The 14,620-nt window shown below is 37.6% G+C and carries 17 protein-coding genes; 13 read left to right on the top strand and 4 right to left on the bottom strand.

Going from position 1 to position 14,620, the window contains the following annotated elements; translation table 11 throughout:
* Positions 1-4 precede the first annotated feature (4 nt).
* Entirely contained in the window at positions 5-568 is a 564-nt protein-coding gene (gene def, locus IGK27_RS12100) for a peptide deformylase (RefSeq protein WP_002354981.1), read from the bottom strand.
* 279 nt (positions 569-847) lie between these two features.
* Here def and rpsO point away from each other — a divergent pair, with 279 nt between their 5' ends.
* The 8 genes from rpsO to IGK27_RS12060 all read left to right on the top strand — a co-directional run bounded on the left by rpsO (position 848) and on the right by IGK27_RS12060 (position 8,293).
* Positions 848-1,117 carry a 30S ribosomal protein S15 gene (gene rpsO, locus IGK27_RS12095; protein ID WP_002354983.1) on the top strand — a complete coding sequence of 90 codons (270 nt, stop codon included), beginning with the start codon at positions 848-850 and terminating at the stop codon, positions 1,115-1,117.
* A 186-nt stretch (positions 1,118-1,303) separates the two neighbouring features.
* Positions 1,304-3,418: a polyribonucleotide nucleotidyltransferase gene (gene pnp, locus IGK27_RS12090; protein WP_002354984.1), complete on the top strand. Its 2,115-nt coding sequence runs from the start codon at positions 1,304-1,306 to the stop codon at positions 3,416-3,418.
* A 181-nt stretch (positions 3,419-3,599) separates the two neighbouring features.
* Positions 3,600-4,460: a rod shape-determining protein MreC gene (gene mreC / locus IGK27_RS12085; RefSeq protein ID WP_002383273.1), complete on the top strand. Its 861-nt coding sequence runs from the start codon at positions 3,600-3,602 to the stop codon at positions 4,458-4,460.
* A complete protein-coding gene (gene mreD, locus IGK27_RS12080) occupies positions 4,457-4,966 on the top strand; it encodes a rod shape-determining protein MreD (RefSeq protein ID WP_002359075.1) in 510 nt (169 codons plus the stop codon). Before mreC ends, mreD begins: the two co-directional genes overlap by 4 nt.
* A 331-nt stretch (positions 4,967-5,297) precedes the next feature.
* On the top strand, positions 5,298-6,716 hold the full coding sequence (locus IGK27_RS12075) for a CHAP domain-containing protein (protein WP_002386276.1): 1,419 nt from the start codon (positions 5,298-5,300) through the stop codon (positions 6,714-6,716).
* Positions 6,717-6,893: 177 nt separating this feature from the next.
* Positions 6,894-7,463, top strand: a complete 570-nt coding sequence (locus IGK27_RS12070) for a TetR/AcrR family transcriptional regulator (RefSeq protein ID WP_002354991.1) — start codon at positions 6,894-6,896, stop codon at positions 7,461-7,463.
* 40 nt (positions 7,464-7,503) lie between these two features.
* Positions 7,504-7,974: a low molecular weight protein-tyrosine-phosphatase gene (locus IGK27_RS12065; RefSeq protein ID WP_002378799.1), complete on the top strand. Its 471-nt coding sequence runs from the start codon at positions 7,504-7,506 to the stop codon at positions 7,972-7,974.
* Positions 7,975-8,062: 88 nt separating this feature from the next.
* Positions 8,063-8,293, top strand: coding sequence for a hypothetical protein (locus IGK27_RS12060; protein WP_002383277.1), 231 nt, complete (start codon positions 8,063-8,065; stop codon positions 8,291-8,293).
* Between the two features lie 47 nt (positions 8,294-8,340).
* Here the strand turns inward: IGK27_RS12060 and IGK27_RS12055 are convergent, their stop codons facing one another.
* Positions 8,341-9,075, bottom strand: coding sequence for a class A sortase (locus IGK27_RS12055; RefSeq protein WP_002354994.1), 735 nt, complete (start codon positions 9,073-9,075; stop codon positions 8,341-8,343).
* A gap of 233 nt (positions 9,076-9,308) precedes the next feature.
* Here IGK27_RS12055 and IGK27_RS12050 point away from each other — a divergent pair, with 233 nt between their 5' ends.
* The 3 genes from IGK27_RS12050 to thiT all read left to right on the top strand — a co-directional run bounded on the left by IGK27_RS12050 (position 9,309) and on the right by thiT (position 11,562).
* Positions 9,309-10,094, top strand: a complete 786-nt coding sequence (locus IGK27_RS12050; RefSeq protein WP_002354996.1) for a hypothetical protein — start codon at positions 9,309-9,311, stop codon at positions 10,092-10,094.
* Positions 10,095-10,170: 76 nt separating this feature from the next.
* The gene (locus IGK27_RS12045) at positions 10,171-10,824 is read left to right on the top strand and encodes a PepSY domain-containing protein (protein ID WP_002385242.1); all 654 of its coding nucleotides are present in this window, start codon (positions 10,171-10,173) and stop codon (positions 10,822-10,824) included.
* A 162-nt stretch (positions 10,825-10,986) separates the two neighbouring features.
* Entirely contained in the window at positions 10,987-11,562 is a 576-nt protein-coding gene (gene thiT, locus IGK27_RS12040; protein WP_002354998.1) for an energy-coupled thiamine transporter ThiT, read from the top strand.
* 119 nt (positions 11,563-11,681) lie between these two features.
* Here thiT and IGK27_RS12035 read toward each other — a convergent pair whose 3' ends face one another.
* Positions 11,682-12,044 (bottom strand): hypothetical protein, encoded by a 363-nt coding sequence (locus tag IGK27_RS12035; protein ID WP_002354999.1) that lies wholly within the window; start codon positions 12,042-12,044, stop codon positions 11,682-11,684.
* Between the two features lie 216 nt (positions 12,045-12,260).
* Here IGK27_RS12035 and IGK27_RS12030 point away from each other — a divergent pair, with 216 nt between their 5' ends.
* Both IGK27_RS12030 and IGK27_RS12025 read left to right on the top strand, forming a co-directional pair.
* Positions 12,261-13,037, top strand: a complete 777-nt coding sequence (locus IGK27_RS12030) for a peptidase C39 family protein (RefSeq protein WP_002355000.1) — start codon at positions 12,261-12,263, stop codon at positions 13,035-13,037.
* 76 nt (positions 13,038-13,113) lie between these two features.
* On the top strand, positions 13,114-13,665 hold the full coding sequence (locus IGK27_RS12025) for a DNA-3-methyladenine glycosylase I (RefSeq protein WP_002370077.1): 552 nt from the start codon (positions 13,114-13,116) through the stop codon (positions 13,663-13,665).
* 68 nt (positions 13,666-13,733) lie between these two features.
* On the opposite strand, the gene IGK27_RS12020 is transcribed toward IGK27_RS12025, so the two are convergent.
* Entirely contained in the window at positions 13,734-14,486 is a 753-nt protein-coding gene (locus tag IGK27_RS12020) for a MurR/RpiR family transcriptional regulator (protein ID WP_002365331.1), read from the bottom strand.
* Positions 14,487-14,620 lie beyond the last annotated feature (134 nt).

Below are 14,620 nucleotides of genomic sequence, written 5' to 3'. Positions count from 1 at the left end.
TTCTTTATTCGATGACTAAAACGCCCTCTTTTAAAGCAAATGGATTTTCTTTGTTAATATGATCGTAGAACATGATGCCATTAATATGATCAATTTCATGTTGAACCACAATCGCTTCGTAGTTTTTTAAACGAACTTTGTGTTTTTCGCCAGCCATGTCAAAATAACTGACGGTAATTTTGTTATGGCGAACGACATACCCAGGCACATCCCGATCGACAGATAAACAGCCTTCCCCTTCACCTAAACATACATCTTGCACAGAATGGCTCAAAATTTTAGGGTTGTACATCACCGTACTTAATGAAGGCGTTTCGTTTTCTGGGTCGTTACTAGGAACATGGACAGCAATAATTCGTTTAGAAATATCTAATTGTGGTGCAGCTAAACCAACGCCACCACGTAATTGTAATTCTTCGGCTTTGACTGGATCTTGACTATTTTTTAAGAAAGTCAACATGTCTTCGCCTAATTGTCGGTCTTCCTCAGTGATAGGGACAGGCACTTCTTCTGCCACAGCACGAAGTGTGGGATTCCCTTCACGAATAATATCTTTCATTGTAATCATTCAATGGTTCCTCCTTTGAAACATAAAAAAATTCTTCTTTTATTTATTCATGCGCTGAAATAATCAGTTGTTTACCACCATTTAGTGTATCACAAAATCACCAAAAAAGGGGCTAGATTGTTTAAAAAAACTATCGAATAATAGAGATTAAGCTTGCATTTTAGCGGTGTTTCCTGTAAAGTAAGCTTGTGTGGAAACACACCATCTATCACTTGGTTTAGCGAGTCACCAACGCTTCACTCAGTGATCAGACGAATAATAGAGAAAGAGGTGGAACAAATGGCAATTTCACAAGAAAGAAAAAACGAAATCATTAAAGAATACGCACGTCATGAAGGAGATACTGGTTCTCCAGAAGTACAAATTGCTGTCTTAACTGAAGACATTAACCAATTGAACGAACATGCGCGTACACACAAAAAAGATCACCATTCTTACCGTGGTTTAATGAAAAAAATCGGTCACCGTCGTAACTTGTTAGCTTACTTACGTAAAACTGACATCCAACGTTACCGCGAATTGATCCAACGTTTAGGATTACGTCGTTAATCATTACGTATAAAGCGAGGTTCAATCAGAATCTCGCTTTTTATCTTATTGTCACTATTGAAGGTCCTCTTTGGAAAGTTTTTAGGAACTACTAACCAAATGAAAGAGCAGCAACGACTTGTTACTTTTTCATTTGTTTAGTAGCCGTCTGACTTTTCCAAAGAGCAAGAGTAAAGGAGAAGAATTATGACAGAAAAACAAGTCTTTAAAACAACTTGGGGCGGCCGCCCACTAGAAGTAGAAATCGGCCAATTAGCCAAACAAGCCAATGGAGCTGTCTTAGTACGTTACGGCGATACGGTCGTTTTAAGTGCTGCTGTTGCCTCTAAAGAAGCAAAAGATGTAGACTTTTTCCCATTAACTGTAAACTATGAAGAAAAAATGTATGCGGTAGGAAAAATTCCTGGCGGCTTCATTAAACGTGAAGGTCGTCCAAGTGAACGTGCGACATTAACCGCTCGTTTAATCGACCGTCCTATTCGTCCAATGTTCTCAGAAGGCTTCCGTAACGAAGTCCAAATCACGAACATCGTTATGAGTGTGGAGCAAGACTGTACACCAGAAATGGCTGCAATGTTTGGGTCTTCCTTAGCGTTAGCAATTTCAGATATTCCGTTTGATGGACCAATTGCTGGTGTTGACGTTGGCCGTATTAATGGCGAATATGTTTTAAATCCAACGGTAGAACAAGCAGAACAAACAGATATTGAATTAACTGTTGCTGGAACAAAAGAAGCCATCAATATGGTTGAAAGTGGTGCCAAAGAAGTATCAGAAGAAGATATGTTAGGTGCCTTACTTTTCGGTTTTGATGCCATTAAAGAACTAGTGGCGTTCCAAGAAGAAATTGTTGCCGCTGTAGGTAAACCAAAAATGGACGTGGACTTATTACAAGTGGACGCTGATCTTAAAAAAGAAATTTTTGATGCATACTACAATACAATGAAAACAGCCGTAATGACGGAAGAAAAATTAGCACGTGAAGTTGAAATTGACAAAGTAAAAGATACAGTCAAAGAAGTTTACGCTGAAAAATTTGCGGAACACGAAGAAGAAGCGCAATTACTAAAAGAAGTGAAACAAATTGCGGAAGATCTTGAAAAAGATGTCGTACGTGAGTTAATCACGATCGATAAGATTCGCCCGGATGGCCGTAAATTAGACGAAATTCGTCATTTATCATCAGAAGTAAGTATTTTACCACGTGTGCATGGTTCTGGCTTATTTACTCGGGGTCAAACACAAGCTTTATCCGTTTGTACATTAGCGCCTTTAGGAGAACATCAAATTATCGATGGGTTGGGTGTCCAAGATAGCAAACGTTTCATCCATCATTATAACTTCCCGCAATTCTCTGTTGGTTCAACAGGACGCGCGGGCTCACCGGGTCGTCGTGAAATCGGTCACGGTGCGTTAGGTGAACGTGCCTTAGCACAAATTATTCCATCAGAAGAAGACTTCCCTTACACAATCCGCTTAGTAGCAGAAGTGTTAGAATCAAATGGTTCTTCTTCACAAGCAAGTATTTGCGCGGGAACATTAGCATTAATGGATGCGGGTGTGCCAATTAAAGCGCCAGTTGCAGGTATTGCAATGGGTCTTGTTAGTGATGGCGAAAACTATACAATCTTAACAGATATTCAAGGTTTAGAAGACCACCTTGGCGATATGGACTTTAAAGTAGCAGGAACGAAAGACGGAATCACTGCTTTACAAATGGACATCAAAATCCAAGGAATTACAGAACAAATTTTAACGGAAGCATTAGACCAAGCGAAGAAAGCACGGATGGAAATTCTAGAAGAATTAACAACAACGATTGCTGCTCCTCGTGAAGAATTAAGTCAATATGCACCGAAAATTGAAATGATTCAAATTAAACCAGCGAAAATTAAAGATGTCATTGGTAAAGGTGGCGAAACAATCAACAGCATTATTGATGAAACCGGCGTTAAGATTGATATCGATCAAGACGGTAACGTAAGTATTGCTTCATCAGATGCTGAAATGATTAAAAAAGCCATCAAGATTATTGAAGAATTAACCAAAGAAGTCGAAGTCGGCCAAGTTTACTTAGCAAAAGTTGTCCGCATTGAAAAATTTGGTGCGTTTGTTAACCTAATTAAAGGCAAAGATGGCTTGATCCATATTTCTCAATTAGCAAACGAACGTGTGAACAACGTTGAAGATGTCGTGAAATTAGGCGACGAAGTCCTTGTCAAAGTAACTGAAATTGACAAACAAGGCCGTGTCAACGTGTCAAGAAAAGCATTATTAAACGAAGAAAACAAAGAAAAATAATTTCTTTTTAAACCAACGAAAACCAAGGAAGCTTCCTTTCTTTTCGTTGGTTTTTTCGTTGAAAACAAGCCCTAAAAAAGAAATGATAAAAAAAGCTAAAGACGATCGCCAACTCTTTTGTTTATAGTCAATTAGTGGTAAAATTAATACTATCAGTCTGAAGAATATCTGGGGTGTCTTTGTGAAAAAATTTAATCCAAATAAAAATATAATCATTACCTTAATTTTAGTCATTATTTTAGTAACCATTATTAGTTTAACTGCTGCGCAACGTTCTGAAAAAGGCAAAACCAATGTCGTTCAAGGTGGCGTCAATAATAGCGTTAGTATGGTGGACCGTGTGATTTCTTTTCCAGCTCGTGTGGTGGAAAATGGCTTGTCTTCAATGGGCAATTTAATTAACACGTTTAAAGAAAACGAACGTCTAAAAGAAAAAATTGATAGCTATAATGAATTAGCTGTCCAAAACAATAACTATAAACGCGAAATTGATAGTTTAAAACAAGAATTGAATCTGAACGAAACGTTGGCCAACTATGAAAAAGTAACTGCGAATGTCATTACGCGTTCGCCTGATACTTGGCAAGACTTATTAATTATCGATAAAGGAACCAATGACGGCATTGAAGCGGGCATGGCGGTCATGGCGCAAAAAGGGTTAGTGGGGCGTGTTATTGAAGTCAATGCAACGACTGCAAAAGTGGAACTACTAACGTCTAAAAATGTTAACTCGAACCATTTCCCTGTGCGAGTAACTTCCGCAAATGGCGAATCGTTTGGTTTACTTAAAAATTACGACAATAAGACAAATGCATTAATTGTGTCACAATTAACTGGCGATGCTACTCTGAAAGAAGGCGATGTCGTTCAGACTTCTGGCTTAGGTGGTAATTCCCCAGCCGATTTAGCGGTAGGGACAGTTATTAAAGTGAAACCAGATAGTTTTGGTTTAGATCGTGAAGTGTATGTGAAACCTTATGCGGATGTCTATGGTATCTCCGTTGTGACGGTTGTGAAAAGATCGGCAGGGGAAAGCGAATGATTCGGAAAGAGTATTTAAAATACGTCACACCTATTCTCTTGTTTTTCTTAATGTTAATTGATGCTCATTTAACAAAGTCTTTTGAAACGTGGACAAGTAATGTTTACTTCGCCAGTTCTCATCTGCTATTACTTGCGTTTATGTTTGCCGTTCCTAATTTTTCTAAACGTTATTTATTAATTACTTCGTTAATTTTAGGCTTTATTTGCGATAGCTACTACATTGGCATTATCGGGATTTATACAGTTGCACTGACGATTTCGGTTATGTTGATGTATACATTTAAAGAAGTAATTCAAACAAATTTACTAACTGGTTTTTTTGGGATCGTCATTTTTACCACGTTGTATGAACTGATTGCGGTACTGATTCAAGTGGCCTTTCATTTAGCGGATGTCAGCCCAATTTTATTTATTACACGTGTGTTGGGCCCTACATTGCTATTGAACATGGTGTGGTATGTTATTTTATCTTATCCACTGAAAAAACTGTTTTCCGTAAAATAAAAATTGAAAATTTTGTTCGTTTGCGAAAAATGCTCATTTGTTAGCATTTTTCGCTTTTTTTATTTTATTTAAATAACAAAACGATGAGAAGCTTACCCTGGAGCCTTGAAGAAAGTTGTGAAAAAAGGGAAGCTTTTTTTTGTCATTTACAAGAAGAAAATTGAAATATTACTGTAACATCCATATTATCTCAGTGACATACAGCTATGCTACAATTGCTCTATCGTTGAAAAAGAGAAATTTATTCAAATTTTAATAAATAATAAAAAAGCTTAACAAAAAAGGATTTTCGGAGGACAACAGATTGAAGAAAAGTGTATTATCGGCTCTAATGGTATGTTCCATTACCTTAACAAGCGTAGCGTTACCATCCGCAGCATTTGCAGATGAATACGATACAAAGATTCAACAACAAGATCAAAAAATTAATGCGTTAACTAGCCAAATGTCAGATGCAGAAGCAAAAGTTGCCGCGATTGAAAATGATATGGTTGAAACGGCCAAACAAATCGATACATTAACAGCTAAAAAGAACAAGCTATCATCAGAAGTATCTAAATTATATAGTGAAATTTCTGATTTGAATGTCCGTATTCAAAAACGTGAAGTACAAATGACAAAACAAGCACGCGATGTCCAAGTGAATGGTCAAAGTGATTCAATTATTGATGCTGTCTTAGATGCAGATTCAGTAGCAGATGCAATTGGTCGCGTTCAAGCGGTCTCAACAATGATGAGCGCCAACAATGAATTACTAGAACAACAAAAAGAAGACAAAGCGACTGTTGAAAAGAAAACAAAGAATGTTGAAAAACAAATTGCTGAATTAGAAGCAGCAACAAAAGAATTAAATGACAAAACAGAATCATTAAAAACATTGAAGATTCAACAAGAAGTGGCTAAAAATGATTTAGAAGCGCAACGTTCTGAAGAACAAGGGAAAAAAGACGGCTTCATTAAACAGAAAAAAGAAGCGGAAAAACGTTTAGCAGAAGAACAAGCACGCCAACGTGCAGCTGCTAAAAAAGCAGAAGAACAAGCGGCAGCGCAAGCACAAGCCGCAGCACAAAAAGCGGCAGCAGAGCAAGCGCAAGCAACAAAAGCAGCCAATGAGGCAGCAGCATCAGCCGCTGAAGAAAAAGCCGCAACACCAGTAGTAGAATCATCAACAACTACTGAAAGTACCACAACGCAAGAAACAACAACTTCAAGTACTGAAACAGAAAGTGTTGTAACAACACCTGCAGCAGCACCTGAAAAAGAAAAAGAAGTTCCTGTAACTAACCCAACGACTCCTGAAAAAGGTAATGAAGCAAAACCAGGGAATGGTGGCGTGACTTCAGGAAAACAAGCCGCAATTAATGCAGCTTTAGCAGATGTTGGTAATTCTTATGCAACAGGTTGGAATCAACCAGGTGAATGTTTAGTATCTGTTCGTCGCTGGTTAGCGGCAGGCGGTATTAACTTCGGTTATGGTGGTCCAAACAGTGGCTATGTTGCTTCTGGCGCAACACAAGTTAGCTGGAGTAACGTGCAACCAGGCGATGTTGTTCAATATGAAAGTGCCTATAGTCCAGATAGCTGGATTGGTGGCGTGCATACTGTCTTAGTTACAGGTGTAAGTGGTGGAAGTGTCCAAATCGTTGAAGCAAACAACCCAGGAGGATCTGGTTATGTTTCTTCTAACTCTAACTGGTCACCAGCACCACCAGCTGGATTCCGCGCTGTTGTATGGCGTTTTCCAGGCTAAATAGTCATCTATTAATAATTGATAACAAGGAGTGGTAACTAACAAAAATCGTTAGTTGCCGCTTTTTTTATTCATTTAATTTTAAATATATGCATAAAATGTATCTGAAAATATTGTAATCTGGCCGTTTTTTTGCAATTATAGAGGTATATACATATTAGGAGCGGAGGAATCAGCATGAGCGGAACGCACGATACAAAACAAGCAATCGCTTCAGCTTTAATAGAATTATGTGAACAAAAGGATTTTCGTAAAATAAGTGTCCAAGATATTACCAAAAAAGTGGGCTTGAATCGTCAAACATTTTATTATCACTTTACAGATAAATATGATTTATTACGTTGGATTTATCGTCACGATGCATTGATTTACTTAGAAACAGATATTTGTTTGGAAAACTGGGAGGAACAAGCCCTGAAGTTATTAAAAGCGATTAAAGAGAAGAGCCATTTCTACTATACAACGGTGACCTCAGATTCAGAAGTTCTTCTTAATGTTTTTTCCGCTTCGACCAATCGCTTATTTATTTCATTATTTGAACAAGTCGATGTTGAGAACCATTTAACAGATAAAGACAAACAATTTTATGCGAATTTCTTTTCCTATGGATGTAGCGGCGTCTTAACGAAATGGATTCTTGAGGAATATCCTCAGACTCCTTTGGAAATGGCGACGCAATTATTCCGTTTAGCGAAAGATACAGAATTTATGGCTTATCATTTGTATGAACAAGAAGCCAATGAGTAATGTGTGAAGGATAAAAAGTTTTATGAAGGAGTGAAACGTTGTGGTAACTGTGTTATTTGTTTGTTTAGGCAATATTTGTCGCTCGCCAATGGCAGAAGCGATTTTTCGTCAGAAAGTCCAACAAGCCGGTTTAGAATCGACTATTCAAGTATTTTCAGCAGCTACTAGTCACTGGGAAGTTGGCAGCCAGCCACATAAGGGAACCAGAAAAATTTTGGAGCAACAAGGAATTTCCTATCAAGGAATGCGGGCAACACAAATCCAGCCAAGTGATTTTAAAAAATATGATTATATCATTGGGATGGATGCGAATAATGTGGCAGATTTAAAAGCATTAGCTCCTCAAGAAGAGCAACGGAGGATTCATTTATTTATGGAAGTTGTGGCTGGTAAAGAAACCATGGACGTACCTGATCCTTATTATACTGGTGATTTTGAGGAAACTTACCGCTTAGTGGAAGCAGGTACCTCAGAATGGTTGAAAAAAATAAAAGCACAGCTGAAAGATTAGGACTATAGTCCGATAGTACTTTCTGTTTCCCCTTGGTACAATAGTGTTAACAAATTGTTCAGGGAAAAAGAGACAGGAGGGAAGTAAGATGAACAGTAGTTATTTATCCTATGTTTTTGAATTGAGTTTGTATTATTTATTGTTGATAATGAGTCTGCCGCTAGTGTATGCTGTCACGTATCATTTATCTTTTAGTAGTATGTATACAAGTGAATGGTTAATGATCTCTGTTTTCTTATCTCCGTTAGTTTTATTATTTGCAGGTATTCGTTATGGTTTTGCTCGTTTGAAACAGCAAGAACGCCAAGCGATGAAATAAAGCAAAAAATCCTTGAAAAGTTTTGACACTTTTCAAGGATTTTTTTATTAAGCCACCCAATCGGCTAAGGTTTTTTGCTCCAATTGGAAAGCCTTCAACATATCGTCGTTGGCGTCTTTAATAGGCGTCGTTGCTGCTAATGTTCCTTGAACAGCAATTCGCGTCGTTGCTTGTAAATCGCCACAGGTAATTAAGGTAATCATATTTTGACCAGGAACGTCATCAATTAACTCAACACGGGTTGGTTCGATTTTTTCTACAGAAGTTATTTTGTATGTATAAACAGTAGATAAATCAGTGATATAAATGAGTTCGTCTTTTTTTGTTCTTTCTAAAGGTGAAAATAAGGAAACGCCATCTTCCGTTCGATGACTAGCCAAGGCATAATTGTTTTTCCCCATGACTTGATCTTCTTTCATGGTCCCGGCACCAGTTAATAAAGCGACATTTGACAATCCTTTAAAAATGGGCAAATTAATTTCGACACTTGGTATCGCAATGGCACCAATCACAGGTAAGTTTTTGTTTTCAAATTGGGCTTTCATCACCGCTTCTGTGCTCAAGGACTCAACTGAATCAAAGTCAAACGTTGTTTCACGAGCCATATTTTTCTTCACATCGGCTGGTTTCAACTTGCTAACGGCGTACGAGCGGCTATTTTGTTGAACCACCCAACTGCGTATCTGATTGTTAAAAATTAAGGCCAAGCCAATGATAAATAGTAAAACTAATAAACTGTTGATTAACCAATTTTTTCCTCTTTTTTTCTCTTTTGGGCGCATATTCTCCCTCCTTTTAATGTATCAAGTTTACCACAATTTATTTGAAAAACCTATTTATTTTCTTTGGGGAATAGGTAAGCTGGCCGGACCTTAATTTAATAAAAAACAACTGAATCGATTGATTTTTCAAAAAAATCCTCATTTTGTAATGGAATTTTAAAGTAAAAGAAACAAGCTTTTCTTTTGAAAATATTGTAAAATGGTAAGGAGGCTAGTAGAGGGGAGATGGGAATTTGCTTGATTTAATTTATGTACATATAGATGTAACCAGCAACGCGGTTTTATCTAAAGGAATTACCCATTCCGATTTTGTTCGTTCAATTGTGCATCATCCACAGAACTTACTATTATTAGATCCTTCTGCCGAAGCTGGCGAATACGATATGCATTCAGGCTTGAAAATTATTCGCGGAGAAGAAAGCGTCAATCGCTATTTTCAATCGCTACAACGTCGTTGGATGACTGAAGAGATTAAATGGATTGACTTTTCCGATGTGACGATGCTAAAAGAGCTAACGCCATTAGAAATTTCGGAACTTCTTTATTTTGGACACATGAAGAATAGTTTGCATTCGCCTTTCTTTTATAAGCTACAAAATGATTTTGTCTTTTTTGAATTTGCAGATCAGATGACGCGTGTCTATTATCGTTATATTGATGAATTTTATCGAATCTTTGCTGATAAAATTACACGTGTTGTTTTAGAGAAAGTGAACCAGAAAAAGGCCTTCTTTAAACGAAATACGCCTGTCGAAAAATTAAGTCCTGAATTACTTAAAAATATGAAAGGTATCTTGCAAGAAGGTGTTATTTTTTGCTTCCAACAAACGGAAGTGGATAAAGAAGAATATCGGATTCCTATTTACTTGGTGGAAGATTCACTTAGCAAGATGAAAAATACCTCTTACCAAAAAGAAGAAATTTTGGCAACGCTTGTCTATAATAGTGAAAAACGCATTTGGCACATTGAACAAGAGAATGATTTCGGTGAAATTTTTATGTTGGCCCATGAAGGCTGAGAGAGCTCTAACTTTATCAACTAAAGTAGGGCTTTTTTTGTAGCTATGATTTGGATGAGAAATCAAGTATAATAAAATGATAAAAAGGAAAGAAGGTTGTTTAATGAAAAAAATACTCTATGGCTCTATGACTGGCTTGGCACTCTTTTTGGTAGCTGGCTGTACATCCAAAACACCCACAGCTGTTTCATCAACAAATGAACAAAAAGAAACAGTAATATCAACTACTGAAACAAGTTCATCCGTACAACAAGAAGCAACGACGACATCAGAGAAGACAAGTGCGGTAGCTGTCTCTTTAGAAAAAGTAACGACAGCATTTGAGAAAAAATATCCAGAAGCTAAAATAACAAGTCTGCAGTTAGATACAGATTTTGGCCGTTATTTTTATGAAATAGAAGGCGTGGATCAGCAAAAAGAATATCAAGTTGAAGTGAACGCAGAAACAGGCGAATTCACAAAAGAAAAAGTCGAAACCTTGGATGCCGATGAACAAAATGGCGTTAAAATGCAAGAAGAGGCACTTGATTTAACAAATATCATTTCCAGAGAACAAGCCACAACCTTGGCTGAAAAAGAAGCGAAAGTCGGCCAGGCAACAGATTGGAAGTTAGAGAAAGAATTAGGAATCACCTATTGGGAAGTGAAAGTGAAAGAGGGCCAACAAAAAATAGAGGTAAAAATCGATGCTCATTCTGGTAAAATTTTGACAACTGAGCGGGACGATTAATGGATAAAAAGTAGCTGGCATGCGTTTGAGTAGGAGTTGATTCCCTTAAATGCTGATCAGCTATTTTTTTGCTTGTTCGACAAACGTGTTTTTCTAAAGTCCCTATGGTAAAATAACGATGTATTAGTGGTTGAGAGCGTCAGAACATAGGAGGAAATTTGTTTGGCTAGAAAAATGGATTTACGTATTTGGGTAGAAGGAACAGTCGTCGCAGCAATGGCAATGGCCCTCTCTTTTTTACCGATTGAATTTGCCAATAGTGGCTTGGACCTATCGTTGGGAATGGTCCCATTAGTTCTTTATTCGTTTCGTCGTGGGTTGCTTCCTGGAGTTGCAGCAGGCTTTGTTTGGGGCATGTTAAATATTATTCTCGGTACAGCCATGAAAAATTTCTTGTCCGTTCCACAGATTATTTTTGAATATCCCTTTGCTTTTGCGTTTGGAGGAATGGGTGGCGTATTCGCTAGAAAAATTCAACTGTATTTTCAAGCGAATCGTTTAAAATCAGCCATTCGTACGATTATTTTAGGAAGTGTTGTCGCAGTCTTCGCCCGCTGGTTTTGGCATTTTTGGGCGGGTGTATTGGTTTGGGGCATGTATGCACCAGAAGGAATGAGCCCATATCTCTATTCCTTTGTTCTAAACGGTACAAGTACCGTCGTCAATTGTTTGTATGTAAGTCTAGTTCTAGGCTTATTGGCAAAAGTAGCACCGCAATTATTTGTTCCTAAGAAATAAGTTGAGTCCTAAGTCAGAAGTTTCATGGGATTTTGACTAAAGTCATAAATAAAAGAAACCACCAACCTGCAATCGCCAGGGTTGGTGGTTTCCATTTATTTTATAAAGACTTCAATATTCTAGTGAATTTGACGTTGGTGACGATTGGCTAACGTGCTGACTTTCATGACAGAAGCAACAGGAATCATGCGCAACTGTTGTTCATCCGTTTGTAAACGAACAACGATATTGTCCGAAATATTTTTTGAGACAATCCAGCCGATCACCGTTTCGAATTTATGCGCTGTAGGGACTTCTTTCAATTGTAAGACCACTAAGGATTTTTGGGCGGCAGCGACTTGGAGCTCTTGTAAAAGCGCACTGCGTTCCTTTTCTTTATTCTTTTGATCTTGAGAATCTTCTAAAAATGCCGAAAAGAAATGTTGGGAAGAGAGCGTAATCAGTTTAGAAATGCTCTTGATGGTAGCTTTATGTTGATCCATTCTTCTGCCTCCTTTACGAATAAAATAGAATAAAACTCAAATGACTAATTACCTGTATTTTACCTAATTTTGTGATAAAATTCAAGAAAATATGTTCGCCTTCAATAATTATGAGAATTTACCAACGTTTCTGTTTTTCGAAAAAGAAAGTAGTATAATGTGTGAGCATATAAGAAATACATAAGATTATCGGATGTAGTCAATAGATAGAAAAGGATGAATAGTATGTCAAAAAAACCATCAGGTTACCAAAAAAAAGTTCTCACGGTGTTGTTGGTATCGTTTGGCTTTGGCGGGTTGTTAGCGCAGTTTTCGCCGATGAAATCAGGTGGGTTTTCAAGTTGGTTTGATGATTCATATGTCAAAGCTAGTGCTGAATCAAGTAAAACAAAAGAACCAGCACCAGTTAAAATTGAGAAAAAAGTCAAACCTTTAAGCTATGGACAACAGGTCAATCAAGAAATTGAAAAGAAGCAATATAATGGACATCTGGATTTGCCGTTAGAATTGCAGACAGATGCTAAATGGAAAGACACCGCATACGGATTTGGCAATGTGGATAAGCCGAATACAATCGAAATTAATGGCTGTGCGATTGTGTCGCTTGCAATGGTTGGTTCATACATGGATCACCAAGAAGTTACCCCTCTGGATGTGTTAGCTTGGGCAAAAAATGACTTCTTTATGGAAGGACAAGGGACGGCGTGGTCTATTTTTAGTGCATATGCTGAAATGAAAGGCTATAACTGTCAAGAAATTGGGGATATTGAAACAGTGGCAGCTTTCTTGAAGGAAGGTCATCCAGTCATTATTTCTGTAAAACCGGGCTATTTCACTACAACTGGTCACATTATGGTGATGAGTGGTGTGGATGAAAAAGGCGATTTCTGGATTAATGATCCAAACGATTCAGAAGAAAAGGGCCATTCAAAACGGACATTTACAGCCGAAGAAGTGATGAATGAAGCGTTAAACTTCTGGGCATTTTATTAGGAATAAGAAAAGGTGTGGAACAACAGGCAGTACCCTTTGTTCGCATCTTTTTTAGCAAATAAAAGGAGGCAGGACAATGGAGCGATGTACTTGGGCAACGAATACAACTGAAGAGATGCAAGCCTATCATGATGATGAATGGGGACGTCCAGTTCATGAAGAGCAACAGTTATTTGAGTTATTGACCTTGGAAAGTATGCAAGCGGGCTTAAGCTGGGCGATTATTTTGAATAAACGAGAAACGCTCAGAGCAGCTTATGATGCGTTTGATTATCGGAAAATTGCGCAATATGATGAGAAAAAAATTTTAGCTTTACTAGCAAATCCTGGTGTGATTCGTCATCGTTTAAAAATTCAAGCGACCATTACGAATGCGCAAGTTTTTCAAGAAGTTCAGGCAGAATTTGGCTCCTTTGATCGCTATCTCTGGAACTTTGTTGATCAGCAACCAATCGTTAATCACTGGCAGCACCCAGAAGAGGTTCCAGCCTCCACGGAATTATCGCAACAGATTAGTCGAGCGTTAAAAAAACGAGGATTTAAATTTTTAGGTGCCACGACAGTCTATTCCTTTTTACAGGCGGCGGGATTGGTGAATGATCATTTAGAAACGTGTCAGTATAAATAAGTATAGAAGAATTAAAAAGGAAGGAACTAGCAAAACGAATGGCTAGTTCCTTCCTTTTTTTGCAGTGATTATGGACACTCATTTAACATCGTTGAAACAGTTTTCGCCAACTTTTCTATTAAGAATAGTGCAGGTAGTTGGGACGTTACGTCTGCAATGGAACTTTTCTCGGTTGTTATATAGTAGGGGATCGTGACTGTTGAAAGTTGAGCAATCGTGCTTTTTTCACTATTTGTAATAGCAATTACATCAATCCCCATTTCGATAAAATAATCAATATTTTGCCGAACTTTTTGTGTTTCACCCGAAACTGATAAGGCGATAACACCCACTTTTTTAGCCGTTTCTTCGGATAATTTGCTAACGGGATGGGAAAAAAGGTGGGATACAGAAGCAGATAAATTGTAGATACTGGAAAAATAAATTTCACCAAATTCAGCTAGGACTTTGGACGTTCCTTCGCCAATAAAAAGAACAAATTCTTTTTTTGCCAGCAATTCCGCAGCTTGAACAATCCGTCCTTCTAATAATTCTTCTGATGAGCGTTGCAAAAAATGAATCAGCATTGTTTCATCTAAAGATTTTGGTTGGGCTGTTTTTTTTCGTTCGCTTAGATAATTCTTCAATTTAAATTTAAAATCTGTATAGCCTTCACACTCGAATTTTTGACAAAAACGCCAGATTGCCGTTTTACTGAAATGAATTTCATCTGCTAATTCTCGAATTGTCATATAAGGAACTTTTTCAATATTGTGGCTAATATACTTGTAAATCTCTAATTCTGTTGGATTTAATTGTGGATCGTAGGTTAAAAACAGCATGCTGATCCCTCCTGTCGTTTGTGAACGTAATGTCCTTTTTTAGGGACATGGTCTTATTTGTAGATTATAGCACTCAATCAGAAAACTAGCTATAAAAAAAGGCGTCACTTAGCTACAATCAATTAGAGAAACAA

This window comes from Enterococcus sp. DIV0236 (assembly GCF_050558525.1).
Taxonomy (GTDB): domain Bacteria; phylum Bacillota; class Bacilli; order Lactobacillales; family Enterococcaceae; genus Enterococcus; species Enterococcus faecalis.
Note: the sequence above shows the minus strand (reverse complement) of the source record. Positions and strands in the feature narration are given on the sequence as shown.